We start from the raw sequence: 19,023 nt of genomic DNA, 5'->3' as shown, positions 1-19,023 counted from the left end.
CGGCGCTACGAACGGAAGTCGCGCAGCTTGTCGAGCACCAGGTCGGCGAGCTGCACGAGCCCGCGGATCTGGTCGTCGTCACGGTCGACCCATCGGCACTCGGGTTCGTCGGCGACGGGGACGAAGCCGTCGTGGCGCTCCCAGACGAACAGGGTGCGATCGGCGCCGAGCACGTACTGCTGCCACCAGATCTGCCGCAGGTAGTGCCGGGGGATGCTCCGCCAGCCCTTCGCGGTGGTCTTGATCTCGGCGAGCACCACCCGCGACCCCTGGACACCGACGCCGTCCGGGGTGGCGAGGTGCGCGCGGTTCGCAGCGGCGTGGAACAGGTGCGCCGAGGGCTGGATGCCGTGGGTGGCCGCGACCCAGGCGGCGATGTGGGGCTCGCGGTCCTTGCCGTGCTCGGTGAACGCGTTGCCGGAGAACCGTGAGCCGTAGCGCTTCTCGGTGACGACGGCCTCGACCGCGTGCAGCGAGGCGAGCCGCGCGACGTCGGTCGCGGTGATGCCCGCGGCGCGGGCGCGGAGCCAGGCGAAGCGGTCCGAGGAGTGCGCGACGATCCGCTCGGTGTGGCCGCGCAGGGCGGTGAACGCATCGCGCCCGGGGACCGCAGCCGGCGTGAGGGAGGCAGACAGCTCCTCCAGTCCGGGGTCCAGGTCGCCCCACAGGGTGGGCTGCACGATCGTCACCCGACGATTCTCCCCCGACCACCGGCAGGACCGAATCCGACGCGCTCACGAGTGCGGCGTGTGCGTCAGGAGACCAGCTCGCGACCCTCGGTGTACGCGACCAGCTCGTCGACCCCGGCGGGGAGAGCGCGTAGCCGATCGCGAGTGCCGCTGCGCCCTGCAGCGCGGCGAGCGACCCCGCACGCGACTGGGCGATGACGAGGTGTTCGGTGGCGAGCGGCATCGACCGCGAGTAGACGACCTCGCGCACGCCGGCGAGCAGGTGCTCCCCGGCCTGCGTGATCGAGCCGCCCAGGACGATCACCGACGGGTTCATGAGCGAGACGCAGGTGGCGAGGACCTCACCGATGTCGCGGCCCGCCTGTCGGACGGCGTAGATCGCGTCGAGGTCGGACCGGTTCACCAGGTCCAGCACGTCGGCGCCGGTGTGGGCGTCGTGCCCCTTCGCACGCAGGGCACGGGCGATCGCCGGACCGGACGCGACCGCCTCGAGGCACCCGGTGTTGCCGCAGTGGCAGGGGACGTCGCCGGCGCGGGACACCCGCACGTGGCCGATGTCACCGGCGGTGCCCTGGGCGCCGCGTTGCAGTGCGCCGTCCGACACGATGCCGGACCCGATGCCGGTGGCGACCTTGACGAACAACAGGTGGTCGACGTCGGGCCAGCCGTGCTCCCGCTCGCCGAGGGCCGCGATGTTCACGTCGTTGTCGAGCAGGACGTGCGCTGCGATGTGCTGACGGAGCCACGACGGTACGTCGAAGCCGTCCCACCCGGGCATGATCGGCGGGTTCGCCGGGCGTCCGGTCGAGAACTCGACCGGACCGGGCACGCCGATGCCGATGGCGATGACGTCCTGTCGGGCGCGGCCGACCTCGTCGAGCAGCTCGTCGATGGTGGCGACGAGCCACGACAGGGTCTCCACCGGGCCGGCGGCGATGTCGATGCGTGCTTCGCGGGTGGCGAGCGGGGCGGCGACCAGGTCGGTGACGGCGACACGGCCGTGCGAGGCGCCGAGGTCGGCGGCGATGACGAGCCGGGCGCGTGGCTTCAGCGCGACCTGGGCCGGCGGCCGTCCTCCCGTGGAGACGGCGGTGTCGACGGGGCCGACGAGACCGACCTCGATGAGGGAATCCAGGCGCACGCCGATGGTGGAGCGTGCGAGTCCTGTCAGTGCGGCGAGCTCGGCCCGGGTCCGCGGCACGCCGTCGCGGAGGATCTGGAAGAGCTCGCTCGTCCCGACCGGAGGCGACGCTGCCGTCCGAGTCAAGTCGACCATGGGGGAGTGAAGCACACATCGAACGCGCCACGCAACGAAGTTCGTCGACCTTCCACGAACTTCTGCTTGACCGCCGACAGAAGTGGTCATAGTGTGACGCTCGGTCAGTGACGACCGCACCATCTCGACGAGGAGAACCCCTGGTGACCCAACCGATCTCGGTTCAGCTCTACACCGTCCGCGACGCCCTCTCGGCCGACCTGCCCGGCACGCTCCAGCGCATCGCCGACATCGGCTACACGAACGTCGAGGCCTTCGGCTTCGTCGACAACGCCGACGAACTCGCCGCCGCGCTCCGCGACGCCGGCCTCGCCGCCCCGAGCGGACACGCACGACTGCTGGACGCCGGCGAGCAGGACCTCGAGCGGATCTTCCACGCGAGCGTCACCGTCGGACTCGGCACCCTGATCGACCCGCACATCGACGAGGCCCGCTGGACAACCCGCGAGGACGTCGAGGCCATCGCCCGCGAACTGAGCGCCCTCGCCCCCCGCGCGGCCGACCACGGCCTGGTCCTCGGCTACCACAACCACGCGTTCGAGTTCTCGAACCGCATCGACGGCGTCAGCGCCTACGAGGTCTTCGCCGACGCCCTGTCCGACGACGTCGTGCTCGAGCTCGACACCTACTGGGTCAAGGTCGGCGGTGACGACCCGGTGGCGATCATCGGCAAGTACGGCGACAAGATCGAGTTCCTGCACGTCAAGGACGGCGACGGCTCGCACGACGACGACAAGCAGGTCGCCGTGGGCAACGGCATCATGCCGATCCGCGAGATCCTCGCCGCCGCACCCGACGCACTCCACGTCGTCGAGCTCGACGGCCACGAGGGCGACGTCTTCCAGGCGGTCGCCGACTCGTACACGTTCCTCGAGGGGGCCCGCGCATGACCGACACCACGGCGTCCACCGCCCTCGACAGCAGCACCCGGACCGGCCGCGTCGGCGTCGGCGTCATCGGCGCCGGGGTCATCTCCGACCAGTACCTGTCGAACCTCACCGTCTTCCCCGACGTCGAGGTCCGCTTCATCGCCGACATCGACCTGCCGCGCGCAGCCGCCCAGGCCGAGAAGTGGGGCGTCGCCGGGTCGGGCACCGTCGAGGAGCTCCTGGCCGACGACGACATCGAGATCGTCGTCAACCTCACGATCCCGGCCGCCCACGTCGAGGTCGCCCTGCAGGTCCTCGCCGCCGGCAAGCACGTGTGGGGCGAGAAGCCCTACGCCCTCGACCGCGAGAGCGCGACCGAACTCCGTGACGCCGCACGCGCCGCGGGCAAGACCGTCAGCGTCGCACCCGACACCTTCCTCGGCGCCGGCCTGCAGACCGCGCTCCGCACCATCCGCGACGGCCGCATCGGCAAGCCGCTCAACGGCCTGACGCTCTTCCAGAGCCCCGGCCCGGAGTCCTGGCACCCGAGCCCCGAGTTCCTCTTCGCGTACGGTGCGGGCCCGCTGTTCGACATCGGCCCGTACTACATCACCACCCTGGTGCAGACGTTCGGTCCGGTGAAGAAGGTCACGGCGACGGCGTCGAAGTCCCGCGCCACGCGCACGATCGGCTCCGGCCCGAAGGCGGGCACCGAGTTCCCCGTCGACGTCCCGACGAACCACTCCGCGCTGATCGAGTTCGAGGACGGCGGGAGCGCGCAGAGCGTCTTCTCGTTCGAGTCGGACCGCGGCCGCACGGGCGTCGTCGAGATCGCGGGCGAGACCGGCACCGTCGTCTTCCCGGACCCGAACAACTTCGACGGCGACACCGAACTGTACGCGCTCGGCGCCGAGGAGCCCGAGACGATCCCCGCGGTCGGCTCCACCTACTCGCGCGGCACCGGCGTGGTCGACCTCGCCCGCTCGCTCCGCGCAGGCGACGAGAACCGTGTCCCCGGTGCCCTCGCCTTCCACGTCCTCGACGTGATGGTCTCCATCGCCGCGGCGGCAGAACGTGGCGAGGCGGTGCTCGTCGAGAGCACCGTGTCGCCCTCCCAGACCCTCCCCGAGGGTTGGGACCCCGCGGAGCAGACCCTGGCCTGACCGGCTCGGATCCGCCCCGCACACCACAGCAGCACCCGAAGTTCCACCCTGCACCATCCCTGCACCATCTCAACGACGAGAAAGTAGAGAGTCATGCGCACTGCCATCCGCGCACTGGCCATCACCGCGGCCGCCGCACTCACCGTGACCGGCCTCGCAGCCTGCTCCTCCGGATCGTCCGGTTCCTCCGGCGACTCCAAGACGCTCACCTACTGGGCGTCCAACCAGGGCACGTCGCTCCAGAACGACAAGGAGGTGCTGACCCCCGTCCTCAAGGAGTTCACGAAGGAGACCGGGATCAAGGTCGACCTCCAGGTCATCGGCTGGAACGACCTGCAGACGAAGATCCAGACCGCCGTCACCTCGGGCCAGGGCCCGGACGTCGTCAACATCGGCAACACCTGGGCCACCTCGCTCCAGGCGACCGGTGCGTTCCAGGAGTACGGCGACTCCGAGATGAAGGCGATCGGCGGTGCCGACAAGTTCGGCAAGGTCGCGCTCTCCACGGGTGGCGCCCCCGGCAAGACCGTCACGAGCGTCCCGCTCTACGGCCTCGCGTACGGCCTGTACTACAACAAGTCCATGTTCAAGGACGCCGGCCTCGAGGCACCGACCACGTGGGAAGACCTCACGGCGGACGCCAAGAAGCTCACCACCGGCGGCAAGTACGGCTTCACCATCGCCGGTGGTTCGTACACCGAGAACTCGCACTTCGCGTTCATCACCTCGGCGCAGAACGGTGGCGAGTGGTTCGACAAGGACGGCAAGCCGACCTTCACCGACAAGGCGAACGTCGACGGCATCAAGCGCTACCTCGACCTGATGCAGTCCGACAAGGTCGTCAACACCTCGAACGCGCAGTACGACAACGGCACGCAGGCCGTCTCGGACTTCGCGAACGGCAAGGCCGCGATGATGCTGACGCAGAACAATGCGAACGCGACGATCACCTCGCAGGGCATGAAGACGGACGAGTTCGGCGTGGTGCCGTTCCCGACCACCGCTGACGGCGAGGACATCGCGTCGTTCCCGGCCGGCATCAACCTGTCGATCTTCAAGAACACGAAGAACAAGGACGGCGCGCTCAAGTTCGTCAAGTACATGACGAGCGCGGACACGCAGACCACGCTCGACAAGCCGTACTCGGCCCTCCCGGTGCTCGCCGCCGCGGCTGACTCGGTCACCGACGAGCAGACGAAGACGTTCCTCGACATCTACAACAACAAGGCCAAGCCCCTCCCGCTGGTCCCCGCCGAGGACCAGTTCGAGTCCACCGTCGGCAAGGCGATGAACGACATGTTCGCCAAGATCGCCACCGGTGGCACCGTGTCCGACAGCGACATCAAGACCGCGCTGCAGACCGCCCAGGACCAGGTGTCCCAGGCGAACGGCTGATCCAGCCAGGAGGACCGGGGCGCGTCCGCAAGGACGCCCCCGGGCCTCCACCCTCGCGTCCACAGCCGGACGCGCCGGGGCAGGTCGTCACCGGCCCCACAGCCCCAGAGCCGGCCATCCGCCGGCAGTGAGCGTCCCGCCTCACGCACGCCGTGCCTCCCGTCCGCTGCCACGGACCGGGGTGCGAAGCACCCGAACCCCCTCCTGCCGAAAGGCCCCCGCCCATGTCCACGACGGTCCTGCCCGATGCGGAGCGCATCGACCTGACGCACACGAAGGGCTCGACGCTGTCGGGCCGTCCGCCAGGTCGCAAGCGCAAGACCAACTGGCTGCCCTACGCGCTCGTCGCGCCGGCCATCCTGTTCGAGCTGCTCATCCACATCGTCCCGATGCTCACCGGCATCTGGATCTCGTTCATCCAGCTCACCAAGTACTTCATCGCCAACTGGGGCGCTGCACCCTTCGCGGGACTGCACAACTACTCGGTCGTCGTCGACTTCGACCAGGCGATCGGCAAGGGCGTCCTGCACTCCTTCCTGATCACCTGCGGGTTCACGGTGCTGGTCGTCGGCCTCTCCTGGACCTTCGGCATGGCGGCCGCGGTCGCGCTGCAGAAGCCGTTCAGGGGTCGCGGTCTGTTCCGCACCCTGTTCCTCGTGCCGTACGCGCTGCCGATGTACGCCGGCATCATCACCTGGAAGTTCATGTTCCAGCGTGACTCGGGTGCGGTGAACCACGTCCTGGTCGACCAGCTGCACCTGTTCAACGGCACCGGCCCGTTCTGGCTGATCGGCTCGAACGCCTTCGTCTCCGTCGTCGTCGTGGCGATCTGGAAGACCTGGCCCTTCGCGTTCCTGATGCTGATGGCCGGACTGCAGTCCGTGCCGAACGACGTGTACGAAGCCGCCTCGGTCGACGGTGCGAAGCCGTTCCGGCAGTGGCGCTCGATCACGCTGCCGATGGTCCGCCCGGTCAACGTGACGCTCGTCCTCGTGATGTTCCTCTGGACGTTCAACGACTTCAACACGCCGTTCGTGCTGTTCGGCTCGACCGCACAGCCCCCGGCCGCGGACCTGCTGAGCTTCCACATCTACAACGCGTCCTTCATCACCTGGAACTTCGGCTCCGGTGCCGCGATGAGCGTCCTGCTCCTCATTTTCCTGCTCATCGTCACCGGCATCTACCTCGCCGTGACCAACCGGAGGTCCGTCCGTGCGTGAGACATTCGGCGCCAAGTCCTTCAAGGTCGTGACCCTGGTCATCCTGACCCTGTTCACGGTCGTGCCCCTCTACGTGATGATCACCACGGCCATCAAGCCGCTCGGTGACGTGCAGAACGACTTCACGTGGATCCCGACCAACATCACCATCCAGCCGTTCATCGACATGTGGTCGACGGTGCCGCTCGGCAAGTACTTCGTGAACTCGCTCGTCGTCTGCACGGTCGCCACGGTGTTCTCGCTGATCATCGCGACGTTCGCCGCCTACGGTGTCTCGCGCTGGAACTTCAAGGGCAAGAGCACCTTCACCACCGCGGTGCTCTCCACCCAGATGTTCCCCGGCGTGCTGTTCCTGCTCCCGCTGTTCCTCATCTTCACGAACCTCGGGAACTCGCTCGGCATCCAGCTCGTCGGCAGCTGGACCGGCCTGATCATCACGTACCTGACGTTCACGCTCCCGTTCTCGATCTGGATGCTCGCCGGCTACTTCGAGACCATCCCGCGTGAGCTCGACGAGGCCGCGATGGTCGACGGTTCCGGTCCGATGGGGGCCCTGTTCCGGGTCATCCTGCCCTCGGCCCGCCCGGGGCTGGTCGCGGTCGGCATCTACTCGTTCATGACGGCCTGGGGCGAGGTGCTCTTCGCCTCGGTCATGACCAACGGCGACGGGCAGACCCTGGCGGTCGGTCTGCAGCAGTACTCGACGCAGACGAACGTGTACTGGAACCAGATCATGGCCGCGTCCCTGGTCGTGTCCATCCCCGTGGTGATCGCGTTCCTCATCGTGCAGCGCCAGTTCGTCGCCGGTCTGACCGCCGGTGCGGTGAAGTAGCCGGTTACACCCCGGCCCCGAGACTCGGGCTGGGCGACAGTCCTCGTGCCATCGAGCACGAGCGACGTCGCTCAGCCCGAGTCTCGTCGTTCCGGGCAGGATGGGGCGCATGAGTGGAGCGCGTGGGCGGCAGCTGCTGCCAGGACAGACCAGCCGGGTGCACGTCTACGACCTCGAGTCGCGGACTTCGCGGCTGGTGTTCGAGTCGAGCACGGTGCTCGTCGAGGCGCCGAACGTGCTCGACGACGGCACGATCCTGCTGAACGGCGACGGCGACCTCTGGCTCCTCGAGCACGGCGGGCAGGTGCTCGACGAGACCGCGCTCGTGCCGGTGCCGATGCCCGGCGTCCCCGAGATCAACAACGACCACGTGCTCGACCCCTCGGGCAACTCCGTCGTGGTGAGCGGCCGCGACGGGGACCTGTACCGGGTGCCCGTGCCGGCCGGCGGAGCGGCGGCGACCCTCACCGACGTGACCACCGCGCTGCCGGTCGTCCGGAAGTTCTACCTGCACGGCATCTCCCCGGACGGGGAGACCCTCGCGGCGATCGTCGGGGAGCGCACCGAGGAGGGCGTCTGGACCACCGATGTCGCACTCGTCGACCCGGCCACCGGGGACCCGACGTTCCTGACCCGCGACGAGCACCCCGACGACGGCGTCTCGTTCGCGGGCGAGGTGCTCGTGTGGAACTCGGAGCGGTTCACGCCGGGCACCGCGCAGCTCGTCGCGCTGTGGCCAGGGGCGACCGACCCGGTCCGGATCACGAACGACGACCGGGTGAACTGGTTCCCGCACCTCTCGCCGGACGGGGAGCACCTGCTCTACCTGTCGTACGAGCCGGGGGTGCAGGGCCACCCGGCCGACCAGCGCGTGGAGCTGCGGCGGCTGCCCGGGGTGTTGGTCCGCGGCGCCCGGATCATGCCGGTGCCGGAGACCCTCGTCGTGCTCGACGGCGGCCAGGGCACGGTCAACGTGCCGCCGTGGTCGCTGGACTCGCGGTGGTTCGCCTACTGCGACTACCCCGTGGGTCGAGACTCGGACTGAGCGACAGTCCTCGGGCCCGTGGCCACGAGGGCTGTCGCCCACCGCGAGACTCGGGTCCCTCAGACCTCGCGCACCTGCCCCTGCTTGAGGTGCAGGCGTCGCTCGGCCCGCTTCGCCACCCACGAGTCGTGCGTGACGATGACGACCGTCAGCCCGCGTTCCTTCCACTGCTTCTCGATGAGCCCCATGATCTCGTCGCGGGTGCCCTCGTCGAGCGCGCCGGTCGGTTCGTCTGCGAGCAGCACGCTGGGGTTCTTCACCAGCGCGCGGGCGATCGCGACGCGCTGCTGCTGCCCGCCGGAGAGCTCGGCCGGCAGGTGCTCCATCCGCTCGCCGAGCCCGACCTCGCGGAGCGCAGCCGTGGCCCGTTCGCGGATCTCCGAACGTGCTCGGTTCGCGAGTGACCCCGCGAACGCCGTCTCGACGTTCTCGAGCGCCGTCAGCGTCGGGATGAGGTTGAAGCTCTGGAACACGAAGCCGATCTCGGTCGCCCGCAGGTCGGTCAGTGCGCGGTCGCCGAGCTTCGCCACGTCGCGGTCGCCACCGAGGTGGATCGACCCGGCCGTCGGCCGGTCGAGCGCCCCGAGCATCTGCAGCAGCGTCGACTTGCCGCCGCCGGTCGGCCCCTGGATCGCCACGAGCTGTCCCTGCGGGATCGTCAGGTCCACGTTCGTCAGGGCGGTGACGGTGCGGTTCTTCTGCTTGTACGTCTTGCTGACGTTGGTCAGCCGGTACATCGGACTGGAGGCGCGGCTCGCCTCCGCCTGGCCGGGTGCGGTGTCGGTGCTGGTCACGGTCACTCCTTCTGGTCGCGTGCTCGGGGTCGGTGCGGGTCCGGTGGTCGGCACCGCGCCGGTGGCGGGGCCGGGCATCAGGCCACGCTCCGCAGTGCCTCGGCCGGACGGAGCTTGCTTGCGCGCCAGCCGCCGAGTGCGCCGGCGATGAGGCCACCGAGGATCGCGAGGCCGATCGCCAGCAGGATGACCTCGACGGTCACCGGGGCGTGCAGGACCACGTCGGTCGTCGACGCGGTGCTCGCGCCGCCGCCGAAGCCGCCGGCCGGGGCGCCGCCCGTCGTGCCGCTGCCCGCGGCCGCGGTCGCCGCGCCACCGGGCATGCCGCCGCCGCCACCCGCGCCGCCGCCACCGGTCGTGCTCGAGGCGCTCGCCGAGATGGTCGGGCTGATGATGTTCACCACGAGGATGCCGATCAGGCCGGCCGCTGCGCCGAGGACGCCGCCGATCAGGCCCTGCACGAGCGACTCGCCCGCGACCTGCCGGGTGATGCGGCCGTTCGACCAGCCGATGGCCTTGAGGGTCCCGAACTCGCGGGTGCGCCTCGTGACGCCGGAGATCGTGAAGAGGATCGCGATGAGGAACGCCGCCGCCAGCACCACGATCGACAGCCAGGTGCCGAGGTTCGAGACGAGGCTCGACGCGGTGCTCAGCGAACCGGAGACGCTCGACGCCAGGTCGGACTCGGTGGAGACCGTGGCCGTGGTGAGCTTCTTCTGCAGGGCGGTCTTGATCGCGCTGACGTCCGACGAGGACTCGGCGGACACGTAGATCGAGGTGACCTTGCCGTCGAGGTCCGCCAGCGCCTGCGCGGTGTCGAGGGGGATGTAGGTGTTCGAGCCGGTCGTGGACGACGAACCCGTCGAGGTGACGATGCCGATGACCTCGAAGTCGGTGCCGCCGATGTCGACGGTGTCACCGACCGCCTTTGACTCGCTCTTCGCGTAGGACGCATCCAGCACGACGACGTCCTTGCCGGCGTCCTTCGCGGTGAACGTGCGGCCCTTGGTGAGCTCGGTGCTGGTCAGGGGCCCGACGGCGTCGCCCGAGACGGGGATGCCGGTCACGGTGAACGAGTCGACGTTGAACGAGCCGCCGCCGAAGCCGCCGCCCTGACCGGAGTCGCCACTCGGCGGACCCTGCTGGGTGGAGCTGTCCGTGCCGCTGCTGTCGGAGCTGCTGCTGTCCGTGCTGCTGCCGTCGGTCGACTGCTGGACCTGACCCGAGAACGTGCTGTTCTCGAGGGTCAGCACACCCGTCGCCGCCTTGACGCCGTCGGTGCCGGTGACGGTGGTCAGGTTGGCGGCGCTCAGCGTGCTCGTACCGCGGGCGACGGCGAGCCGTGACTGCGACAGGTCGGTCGAACCGCTGCTGTCGCTGTCGTCACCGCTCTGGCTGCCGAAGTCGAAGCTCGGCCGACCGGAGCCCGACGCGCTCGGGGTCGTCGTCTTCGTGACGGTGATGTCGGTGCCGACGCCGTACACGGACTGCAGGACGCTGGACTGGGCCGCCTTCACGCCGCCCGCGATCGAGGACACGATGACCACGAGTGCGATGGCCAACGCCATGCCGATCGCGATGATGACGGTCTGCTTCTTGCGGTTCGTGAGTTCGCGCCTGAGGTACGTCAGGAACATGGTTCTCCTCGGTGGTGGCCGGCTGGGGTCACCGGCCGTGCAGAGCGCACGGCGGGGCCGACGGAGGAGAACGTAGGCAGCCGGTCAGTGGCCGCCCCATCGGCAGCCTATGAGCTGTCTAAGGGGCGCTCAGCTCGCGTCGCCGTACTCCCGGCGCAGGTGCTCCGCGTAGCCGCCGGGTGTGCGGCCCGCGAACCGACCGCTCGTCACCACCGGCAGGTCGACCGTCGCGTCCACGCGGAACCCCATCGCTCGCGCCCGCTCGACGAGCCGGATGTCCTCGTGCTCGGGGACGGGGTCGAACCCGCCGAGCGCCAGGTACGCGGATGCCAGTACGCCGAGGTTCGCGCCGTGCACGTGCCCGAGCGCGGCTCCGGGCGGGTGCGCCTGCGTCCACCGAGCGAGCACGACCGGGTCCAGGTCGTCCGGGTCGGGGACGACGGCGCCGACGAGCACGTGCGCGCCGGACCTGAGGGCGCCGGCCTGCTGGACCAGCCAGCCCTCCGGCACCCGCGAGTCCGCGTCGGTGTGGGCGAGCCAGCGGGACACCGGGTCGGCGGGGTACTGCCGGAGGGCGTGCGTGGCACCGATGGTGCGCGCCCGACCGACCCCGACGTGGGCGGTCGCGACGACGTCGACGGGGAAGCGCTCGACGACCGTCGCCGTGTCGTCGGTGCAGCCGTCGAGCACGACGGTCACCGAGACCGCCACGTCCGGGTGTCCCGCGGAGAGTCGGGCGCGAGCAGCGAGCAACGCGTCGAGGCAGGCGGCGATGCGGTCCTCCTCGTCGTGGGCGGGCAGCACGACGTCGATGCGCGTGACGCCGGAGGACGCGGTCACCGGACCAGCCCCTCGGCCCGTGCGACCGACACGACGCCGGGGCCGGGCAGCACGCTCAGCACGAAGTCCGGTTCGACGTGCCGGACGAGCGCTGGCCGTGGCCACCGTTCCGCGAGCCGGTCGTCCACCGCGTCGCCGCTCGACACCGCCTCGTCGTCGGGGTGGCGCCAGTGGCACGCGACCAGCACGCCGTCGTCGTCGAGCGACGCCAGCACCCGGTCGATCGTCTCGTCGAGGTCGGCGGGGGACAGGTAGTAGCCCACCTCGGACATCACGACGAGGTCCCACCGACCCGTCGGCCACTCGGCGGGCAGCGAGGCCTGCACGAACCGGGCACCCGGCGCGCGGACGGCAGCCTGGGCCAACGGCGCGGCCGAGATGTCGGTGCCGAGCACGGCGTCGGCCCGCTCGGCGAGCGCGGCGGTCAGCACGCCCGTGGCGCAGCCGAGTTCGAGCGCCGACCGGTACCGCTGCCGGGGAGCGCGGCGAGCGTCGCGGCACGCTTGCGGCGTTCGTACCAGGAGCCCTCGAAGTCCCACCCCTCGGGCTTCCGCTCGTAGTGCGCGTCGAACGACTCCCGCGAGCGCGACGCCGTCGGCTCGGGCGCGAAGAACCACTCGGTCGACCGCAGGTGGTGCGCGGCGTGCCGGTCGTCCACGATCGCCTCGTCCCCGGCGGCACCTGACAGCGGTCGGATCTGCGAGCCGTAGGCGTCGAGGGCGGCACGCTTCCGTGCCCGCACGGCGTCGGGGAGCGGCAGGACCCGGGCTCGGCCCCACGGCTGTGCGGATGCGGACGGGTCATCCCAGTGCCATGCCCAGATCGGGTAGGTCAGCAGCGACACCCCGGCCGCTCCGGCGGTGACCTCCTCGGCGACCTCGCCCGCGATGCGGTGGTCGCGGTGGCCGTCACCCCGCCACGGCGCCACGACGAGCGTCGGTCGCTCCGCGTCGTCGAGCGCTTGCCGCAGGGCGTCGGTGACCTCGTCCCGGTGTTCGCGGGTGCCGCCGTCGGGGATGCCGACCGACGACGACGTCGCACCGGCGTGCAGCGTGGCCAGGGCGCGGGTGAACTCGGCGTCGCGCACGGCTGCGAGCTCCGGGGCGGTCGTGGTGGGGGAGTCCGGGTGGGAGCGCTCGCCGCGGGTCAGGAGCACGACGTGCACAGGGATCCCGGCATCCGCGGCGCTGGCGATCAGTCCGCCGGCGCCCAGGGTCTCGTCGTCGGGGTGCGGCGCGACGACCATCACCGAGCGGATGCCGTCCAGGTCCACCGGTGTGGTCGGCACCGAGTCGAGGAACGGGGTCCACGCCGCGGGGTCGGTGCCCGGCTCGCGGTGGTCGAAGCTCACCACGCGACACCGCCGCGCTCCGTGACCATCCGGCCGATCCGGGCGAGGTCGCGTGCGCCGTGGTCCTGCAGCACGTACAGCTCGAGGTCGGCGACCCGTGCCGCGACGGCGGGGTCCGAGGTCAGGGGCGCCGGGCCGACGGTGGCGACGACCCGCTCGCGCACGGAGTCCACACTCCGACGGACCCGGGAGCGCACCGTCTGGGCGAGCAGTGGCCAGTCGACGTCGGGAGCGTCGGGGTCCTCGGAGCGGTCGATGCGGGCGGCGGCGTCGGCGAGGGCGTCCTCGGCGTCCGCGAGGTCGAGCACGGTCGCACCGAGGGCGGCCTGCAGCAGCTCGGACTCCGGGTGGGCTGCGGCCAGCGAGCGCAGGACCCGCCCGACTCCGACCGCGCCGCCCCACCAGCACGCCGCGACACCGATGCCGCCCCACGCGAAACCAGGCCGTCGCAGGTACCAGCCGGGTGCACCGACGAGCTGTGCCGGGACGCCGTCGAAGTCCACCGGTCCGCTCGGTACGTCGGGCATGCCACGGGCGACCCAGGCCTCGTCGTGCGCGGTGACGCCGTCCTGCCGCAGGTCCACCGCGACGAGGACGCGGTCGTCGCCGGCGTGCGCGGTCACCAGCGCGTGCGACAGCGTCGACGCGAGGGAGCACCACGGCTTCGTGCCGGTGAGGAGCGCCGTGCCGTCGTCCTGCAGCGCGGCCTCGAGGCGGAGTCCCGGGCCCTCGGCGGCGAAGACGCCCCAGGTCGAGTCGGCGGGGACCGGCACGTCGGCCTGCTGCAGGATGCCGAGCGCGTCGAGGTGGGGTTCGACGGTGCGGGCGGTCGCGACGTCGCCCGCGGCGACGGCGGCGAGCGTGGCGAGGAAACCGCCGGCGGTCCCCACGGACAGGAGCGGGGCGGTGGCGGCGAGCGTGCGCGCGGCCGTCAGACGGTCTGCCGGGCTCGAGCCGGGCCTCCCGGCCGTCTCCTCGATCCCCGCGGTGTCGACGTGCCTGGCGGACGGTGGCCAAGCGGAGGATCGCAACATCCCCCAACCTACGAAGGAGCAGCCGAGTGCACTCGGAGCGATCCACAGAGCGCGGAGGGGCGGTCCACAGACAGCTCATAGGAATTCCTCGATACTCGAAGACGTGACCATCTCCCAGCCTGCAGCAGCCCCGCGCCTCACGCGTGCCGACGGAACCCCGTTGCGCATCCTGGTCGTCGACGACGAAGCCAGCCTCACCGACCTGTTGTCCATGGCGCTCCGCTACGAGGGCTGGGACGTCAAGAGCGCGAACGGTGGGCAGGACGCCCTCACGACGGCGCGGGAGTTCAAGCCCGACGCGATGGTGCTCGACGTGATGATGCCGGACCTCGACGGGCTGCAGGTGCTCAGTCGGCTGCGGCAGAACAACGACGACACCCCGGTGCTGTTCCTCACCGCGAAGGACTCGGTCGAGGACCGCGTGACCGGGCTGACGGCCGGTGGCGACGACTACGTCACGAAGCCGTTCTCCCTCGAAGAGGTCGTCGCGCGGCTGCGGGGCCTCATCCGCCGCTCGCAGATCTCGATCTCCGAGGCCGGCGACTCCCGCATCGTCGTCGGGGACCTGGTGCTCGACGAGGAGTCGTACGAGGTGCACCGTGCCGGCCGGCCGATCGAGCTGACCGCCACCGAGTTCGAGCTCCTCCGGTTCCTGATGCGCAATCCCCGTCGTGTGCTGTCGAAGGCGCAGATCCTGGACCGCGTGTGGTCGTACGACTTCGGCGGCAAGTCCTCGGTCGTCGAGATCTACATCTCGTACCTGCGGAAGAAGATCGACGCCGGCGAGACCCCGATGATCCACACGGTGCGCGGCGTCGGGTACGTCATCAAGCCCACCTCGTGACCCTCCGGCGCCGGCTCGTCCTGAGCATCGTCGCCCTCGTCGTCGCCGTCAGCGCGGTGATCGGGGCGGCGAGCATCATCGCGCTCTCCTCGATCCAGACGGGCGCGATCGACAAGCAGATCACGGGCGCCACGCACCGCGCGCAGCGGTACCTGCAGCAGAACGAGTCGGGTCAGCCGGGCATCGACCTCACGCGGCTGTCCGGCCAGGCCGCCGGGACCCTGACCGCGTACTTCGTCGACGGGCAGGTCGTCATCGCGAACGTGCTCGACGAGTACGGGCGCCCGGGCGGGATCACCGAGTCGAGCGTGGCGGCACTCGGTACGGTGCGCGTCGGTGCCGATCCGACCACGGTCGACCTCGGCTCCGGCATCGGCCGCTACCGGATCACGGCAGTGGACGTCGGTCCCGCCGTGCTGGTCGTCGGACTGCCGATGGCGTCGGTCTACGACAGCGTCTGGAAACTGTTCTGGGTGGTCGTCATCGTCGTCGGCGCCGCGCTGCTCGCCGCCTCGATCGTCGCCGCCGTCGTGGTCCGGCGTTCGCTGCGCCCGCTCGAGCGCGTCGCCGAGACCGCCTCGACCGTGGCCCGGATGCCCCTCGACCGCAGCGATGCCCTGGACGGCGTCCGCGTGCCCGACAGCGACCCCCGCACCGAGGTGGGCCGGGTCGGCAGCGCCTTCAACCGGATGCTCGGGCACATCGGCAGCGCGATGCAGGCCCGGGAACGGTCCGAACAGAAGGTCCGGCAGTTCGTCGCCGACGCCTCGCACGAGCTCCGCACCCCGCTCGCCTCGGTGCGCGGGTACGCCGAGCTCACCCGTCGGATGGGCGGTGACCTGCCGAAGGACGTCGTCTACGCGATGAGCCGCATCGAGTCCGAGTCGATCCGGATGACGTCGATGGTCGAGGACCTGCTGCTCCTCGCCCGCCTCGACGAGGGGCGCGAGATCCAGTTCGACGAGGTCGACCTGACCGGGCTCGTGCTCGACGCCGTGAACGACGCGCACGCCGCCTCGCCGGGGCACGTCATCGAGATCGACGTGCCGTCGTCGCCCGTCGTGGTCGTGGGGGACGCCGCGCGCCTGCACCAGGTCATCGTGAACCTCGTCACGAACGCCCGGACCCACACGCCCGACGGCACGCGCATCACCGTGGGTCTCGCGCCGTCGCCGTCCGGCCCCGGTGTCGACCTGACCGTGCGCGACACCGGGCAGGGCATCGACCCGGAGTTCCTGCCGAAGCTGTTCGAGCGGTTCGCCCGTGCCGACAGCTCCCGGTCGCGCACCGTGGGGTCGACGGGGCTCGGGCTCGCCATCGTGGACGCGGTCGTGCAGGCGCACGGCGGCAGCGTCGAGGTCGCGAGCGTGCCGGGAGACACCGTGTTCACGGTGCACCTGCCGGTGGATCCGTCGGCCGCTCCGGCCGTGTCGGCCGCTGGTGCGGACGCTTCTCCGGCGTCCGCTGACTGGTCGGGGACGCCCGCCGCGGTGGACGCGACCCACTGACGGTCGGGAGGCGCGGGGCGGGCCCGCACCGCGCCTCCCGACCGCCGTTTGGTCTCGTCCACCGCATCTGCTACTGTTCTCGAAGCCAAAGACCGCCGGATGTCGTGCTGCTCGCAGCGTGACCGAAGGTCCTCATGCATGAGGCATCCCGCGCAGGTGTTCCGAACCACTCCCACCATCTTGTGAGAGCAGCTCCGAGCCTCTGCGCCGGAGCTTTTTTCATGTGTGGAGACCTGGGGCTAGCCGGCAAGAAACCCCAAGGAGAACCATGGCGAACAAGGAAGCTGCGGTCGCCGAGCTCACGGAGTCCTTCCGTAGCTCGAACGCCGTTCTGCTCACCGAGTACCGCGGTCTCACGGTCGCGCAGCTCAAGGAGCTCCGCAACTCGATCCGTGAGCACGCCACGTACGCCGTGGTGAAGAACACGCTGACCAAGATCGCGGCGAACAACGCCGGCATCTCCTCGTTCGACGAGGAACTCGCCGGTCCGTCCGCTCTCGCCTTCGTCCACGGTGACACCGTCGCCGTCGCGAAGTCGCTGCGTGCATTCGCCAAGGCGAACCCCGAGCTCGTGGTGAAGGGTGGTTACTTCGACGGTAACCCGCTCTCCGCGACCGAGGTGGACAAGCTCGCCGACCTCGAGTCCCGTGAAGTTCTGCTCGGCAAGCTCGCCGGCGCCTTCAAGGCCTCGCTGTTCGGTGCTGCGTACCTGTTCCAGGCCCCGCTCTCGCAGGCCGTCCGCACTGTGGACGCCCTTCGCGAGAAGCAGGAGTCCGCGGCCTGATCAGGCTCGCGTTCCACAACCACACGTATTAGCTAGTAGTAGGAGAAAATCATGGCGAAGCTTTCGCAGGACGAGCTCATCGAGGCCTTCAAGGAGCTCACGCTCATCGAGCTCTCGGACTTCGTGAAGAAGTTCGAAGAGGTCTTCGAGGTCACCGCTGCTGCCCCGGCCGCTGCTGCCGCTCCGGCCGCCGCTGCCCCGGCCGAGGCCGCTGAGGAGAAGACCGAGTTCGACGTCATCCTCAAGTCCGCTGGTGACAAGAAGATCCAGGTCATCAAGGAGGTCCGTGGCCTGACGTCGCTCGGCCTCGGTGAGGCCAAGGCGCTCGTCGAGACCGCCGACGCCAAGATCCTCGAGGGTGCGAACAAGGAGACCGCCGACAAGGCGAAGGCGACCCTCGAGGCCGCTGGCGCCACGATCGAGCTCGCGTAGTCTCGACCGTTCGGTTCACGAAGGCCGCTGCCCCTCGGGGTGGCGGCCTTCGTCGTTGCGCGGGGTGCGGTGCGTGCGTGCGGGTGGGGACTTTTCGCGCTGAGCGACAGCTCGCGGGCGTCCGCTACCGCGAAAGCGACAGAGTGCCGCCGACTGTTCGCGGGGTTCTGTCGCGATGGCAGAACATTCAGTCGCTCATTGCTGAGATCTGTCGCTTTGGCGGGACACCGTTGACCGCCGGGAGGCGCGGCGGTTGTCCACAGATCGGCTCCGGACCCTGAGACTGGTCGTCTCGAGCGACAGTGTGCTGTCATGCACCCTGCCAACGCGATCGAGATCTTCCGCACGAACGACCTCGATCGGGCTGGCGCCCGCCATCTCCAGCGACGGCAGCGGGCCGATGAGCTCGTGCGCGTCCGGCACGGCGTCTACGTCGAACGCGCGCCGTGGGAGGCTCTTGACGGTCGCTCCCGACACCTCGTCCGGATGCGGGCCGTCATCCCGTTGCTCCGGTCCGACGCGGTGTTCGCACTCGACTCGGCTGCCGCGGTGTTCGGTCTGCCACGACTCGATCCGTGGCCCGAGCGTGTCCAAGCCGTCGACGCCGGGCTCGAGCACGACCGGCACCGCGTGGGACTGACCGTGCACGCCGGTGCGCCCGAGCGGTCGGGGAGGCTGTTCCACGGTGTCCCGTTCACCGCTTTGGCGCAGACCACCGTCGAGAACGCTCGGCGTGGCACCCTCGCCGATGCCGTCGTGGGGCTCGACCACGCGCTGCGGAGCGGTGTCGAACGCGGGGAGCTCGAGCGTCTGTGCGTTGCCGGAGGTCCCTGGGGCGCGGTACGACTCGAACAGGCCCTGGCGATCTGCGACGTGCGCCACGAATCGGTCGGGGAGTCGTACTTGGCGGTCCGCGCGGCGGAGTTGCACTGTCCGGACTGGGAACCGCAGCACGAGTTCCGCTCACCGGACGGCCGTGTCGACCGCGTGGACTTCTGGCTCCCACGCCAGGGCATCGTCGTGGAGTTCGACGGCCGACAGAAGTACGAGGACCCCGGGATGCTCGGAGGGAGGACCGGCGCCGATGCGGTGTGGACCGAGAAGCAGCGAGAGGACCGTGTCCGGGGCCGATCAGAGGTGAACGGCTTCGTCCGCGTGTACTGGGAGCACCTCGTGGCACCTGAACGACTGCGGTCGCTGTTCCGACAGCACGGCGTGCCGTGCCGCTGACCGCGGCGGTCGTCGGTGGCTGGGTGGAGGTCAGACCGATCGTGTTGCCAAAGCGACACTTCCCGCCGGACCCGGGCCGA

At 70.3% G+C, this 19,023-nt stretch carries 18 protein-coding genes and 1 pseudogene; 11 read left to right on the top strand and 8 right to left on the bottom strand.

The window, feature by feature from the left end:
• Nucleotides 1-5: 5 nt before the first annotated feature.
• Nucleotides 6-689 (bottom strand): YqaJ viral recombinase family protein, encoded by a 684-nt coding sequence (locus tag JN350_RS15765; protein WP_205462780.1) that lies wholly within the window; start codon nt 687-689, stop codon nt 6-8.
• Between the two features lie 196 nt (nt 690-885).
• Nucleotides 886-1,965 (bottom strand): annotated as a pseudogene (locus JN350_RS15760) (ROK family transcriptional regulator); the annotation flags it as partial.
• 143 nt (nt 1,966-2,108) lie between these two features.
• Here JN350_RS15760 and JN350_RS15755 point away from each other — a divergent pair.
• The 6 genes from JN350_RS15755 to JN350_RS15730 all read left to right on the top strand — a co-directional run bounded on the left by JN350_RS15755 (nt 2,109) and on the right by JN350_RS15730 (nt 8,489).
• Nucleotides 2,109-2,855 (top strand): sugar phosphate isomerase/epimerase family protein, encoded by a 747-nt coding sequence (locus tag JN350_RS15755; RefSeq protein WP_111084257.1) that lies wholly within the window; start codon nt 2,109-2,111, stop codon nt 2,853-2,855.
• Nucleotides 2,852-3,997 carry a Gfo/Idh/MocA family protein gene (locus JN350_RS15750; protein ID WP_205462779.1) on the top strand — a complete coding sequence of 382 codons (1,146 nt, stop codon included), beginning with the start codon at nt 2,852-2,854 and terminating at the stop codon, nt 3,995-3,997. Before JN350_RS15755 ends, JN350_RS15750 begins: the two co-directional genes overlap by 4 nt.
• Before the next feature lie 93 nt (nt 3,998-4,090).
• On the top strand, nt 4,091-5,392 hold the full coding sequence (locus JN350_RS15745; protein ID WP_205462778.1) for an ABC transporter substrate-binding protein: 1,302 nt from the start codon (nt 4,091-4,093) through the stop codon (nt 5,390-5,392).
• Nucleotides 5,393-5,616: 224 nt separating this feature from the next.
• A complete protein-coding gene (locus tag JN350_RS15740) occupies nt 5,617-6,612 on the top strand; it encodes a carbohydrate ABC transporter permease (protein WP_111084254.1) in 996 nt (331 codons plus the stop codon).
• Nucleotides 6,605-7,444, top strand: a complete 840-nt coding sequence (locus tag JN350_RS15735) for a carbohydrate ABC transporter permease (protein ID WP_111084253.1) — start codon at nt 6,605-6,607, stop codon at nt 7,442-7,444. The genes JN350_RS15740 and JN350_RS15735 overlap by 8 nt, the downstream gene beginning before the upstream one ends.
• Nucleotides 7,445-7,553: 109 nt before the next feature.
• Nucleotides 7,554-8,489, top strand: coding sequence for a TolB-like translocation protein (locus JN350_RS15730; RefSeq protein ID WP_205462777.1), 936 nt, complete (start codon nt 7,554-7,556; stop codon nt 8,487-8,489).
• Between the two features lie 59 nt (nt 8,490-8,548).
• Here JN350_RS15730 and JN350_RS15725 read toward each other — a convergent pair whose 3' ends face one another.
• From JN350_RS15725 to JN350_RS15705, 6 genes are all read right to left on the bottom strand, one after another.
• The gene (locus JN350_RS15725; RefSeq protein ID WP_111084468.1) at nt 8,549-9,226 is read right to left on the bottom strand and encodes an ABC transporter ATP-binding protein; all 678 of its coding nucleotides are present in this window, start codon (nt 9,224-9,226) and stop codon (nt 8,549-8,551) included.
• Between the two features lie 134 nt (nt 9,227-9,360).
• A complete protein-coding gene (locus JN350_RS15720) occupies nt 9,361-10,920 on the bottom strand; it encodes an ABC transporter permease (protein WP_205462776.1) in 1,560 nt (519 codons plus the stop codon).
• A 129-nt stretch (nt 10,921-11,049) separates the two neighbouring features.
• Nucleotides 11,050-11,760, bottom strand: a complete 711-nt coding sequence (locus tag JN350_RS15715; RefSeq protein WP_205462775.1) for a glycosyltransferase family 2 protein — start codon at nt 11,758-11,760, stop codon at nt 11,050-11,052.
• Nucleotides 11,757-12,191: a class I SAM-dependent methyltransferase gene (locus JN350_RS19780; protein ID WP_240347361.1), complete on the bottom strand. Its 435-nt coding sequence runs from the start codon at nt 12,189-12,191 to the stop codon at nt 11,757-11,759. Before JN350_RS19780 ends, JN350_RS15715 begins: the two co-directional genes overlap by 4 nt.
• Nucleotides 12,185-13,111 carry a PIG-L family deacetylase gene (locus JN350_RS15710; RefSeq protein WP_240347360.1) on the bottom strand — a complete coding sequence of 309 codons (927 nt, stop codon included), beginning with the start codon at nt 13,109-13,111 and terminating at the stop codon, nt 12,185-12,187. The genes JN350_RS19780 and JN350_RS15710 overlap by 7 nt, the downstream gene beginning before the upstream one ends.
• Nucleotides 13,108-14,145 (bottom strand): acyl-CoA dehydrogenase, encoded by a 1,038-nt coding sequence (locus JN350_RS15705; protein ID WP_205462774.1) that lies wholly within the window; start codon nt 14,143-14,145, stop codon nt 13,108-13,110. The genes JN350_RS15710 and JN350_RS15705 overlap by 4 nt, the downstream gene beginning before the upstream one ends.
• Nucleotides 14,146-14,248: 103 nt before the next feature.
• Here JN350_RS15705 and JN350_RS15700 point away from each other — a divergent pair, with 103 nt between their 5' ends.
• The 5 genes from JN350_RS15700 to JN350_RS15680 all read left to right on the top strand — a co-directional run bounded on the left by JN350_RS15700 (nt 14,249) and on the right by JN350_RS15680 (nt 18,943).
• Entirely contained in the window at nt 14,249-14,989 is a 741-nt protein-coding gene (locus JN350_RS15700) for a response regulator transcription factor (protein WP_017888661.1), read from the top strand.
• On the top strand, nt 14,986-16,497 hold the full coding sequence (locus JN350_RS15695) for a sensor histidine kinase (RefSeq protein ID WP_205462773.1): 1,512 nt from the start codon (nt 14,986-14,988) through the stop codon (nt 16,495-16,497). Before JN350_RS15700 ends, JN350_RS15695 begins: the two co-directional genes overlap by 4 nt.
• Nucleotides 16,498-16,765: 268 nt before the next feature.
• Nucleotides 16,766-17,281: a 50S ribosomal protein L10 gene (gene rplJ, locus JN350_RS15690; RefSeq protein WP_111084245.1), complete on the top strand. Its 516-nt coding sequence runs from the start codon at nt 16,766-16,768 to the stop codon at nt 17,279-17,281.
• Nucleotides 17,282-17,332: 51 nt separating this feature from the next.
• Nucleotides 17,333-17,713, top strand: coding sequence for a 50S ribosomal protein L7/L12 (gene rplL, locus JN350_RS15685; protein ID WP_017888664.1), 381 nt, complete (start codon nt 17,333-17,335; stop codon nt 17,711-17,713).
• Between the two features lie 312 nt (nt 17,714-18,025).
• A complete protein-coding gene (locus JN350_RS15680) occupies nt 18,026-18,943 on the top strand; it encodes a type IV toxin-antitoxin system AbiEi family antitoxin domain-containing protein (protein WP_205462772.1) in 918 nt (305 codons plus the stop codon).
• The last annotated feature ends 80 nt before the right edge of the window (nt 18,944-19,023 follow it).

The sequence above is a fragment of the Curtobacterium sp. 24E2 genome (genome assembly GCF_016925595.1).
In the GTDB taxonomy this organism is placed as follows: Bacteria; Actinomycetota; Actinomycetes; order Actinomycetales; family Microbacteriaceae; genus Curtobacterium.
Note: the sequence above shows the minus strand (reverse complement) of the source record. Positions and strands in the feature narration are given on the sequence as shown.

Coding starts and splice junctions, on each gene's coding strand:
- rplJ (WP_111084245.1), top strand. CDS start 16,766: ATGGCGAACAAGGAAGCTGCGGTCGCCGAGCTCACGGAGTCCTTCCGT.
- JN350_RS15680 (WP_205462772.1), top strand. CDS start 18,026: ATGCACCCTGCCAACGCGATCGAGATCTTCCGCACGAACGACCTCGAT.
- JN350_RS15730 (WP_205462777.1), top strand. CDS start 7,554: ATGAGTGGAGCGCGTGGGCGGCAGCTGCTGCCAGGACAGACCAGCCGG.
- JN350_RS15705 (WP_205462774.1), bottom strand. CDS start 14,145: ATGTTGCGATCCTCCGCTTGGCCACCGTCCGCCAGGCACGTCGACACC.
- JN350_RS15720 (WP_205462776.1), bottom strand. CDS start 10,920: ATGTTCCTGACGTACCTCAGGCGCGAACTCACGAACCGCAAGAAGCAG.
- JN350_RS15725 (WP_111084468.1), bottom strand. CDS start 9,226: ATGTACCGGCTGACCAACGTCAGCAAGACGTACAAGCAGAAGAACCGC.
- JN350_RS15745 (WP_205462778.1), top strand. CDS start 4,091: ATGCGCACTGCCATCCGCGCACTGGCCATCACCGCGGCCGCCGCACTC.
- rplL (WP_017888664.1), top strand. CDS start 17,333: ATGGCGAAGCTTTCGCAGGACGAGCTCATCGAGGCCTTCAAGGAGCTC.
- JN350_RS15750 (WP_205462779.1), top strand. CDS start 2,852: ATGACCGACACCACGGCGTCCACCGCCCTCGACAGCAGCACCCGGACC.
- JN350_RS15740 (WP_111084254.1), top strand. CDS start 5,617: ATGTCCACGACGGTCCTGCCCGATGCGGAGCGCATCGACCTGACGCAC.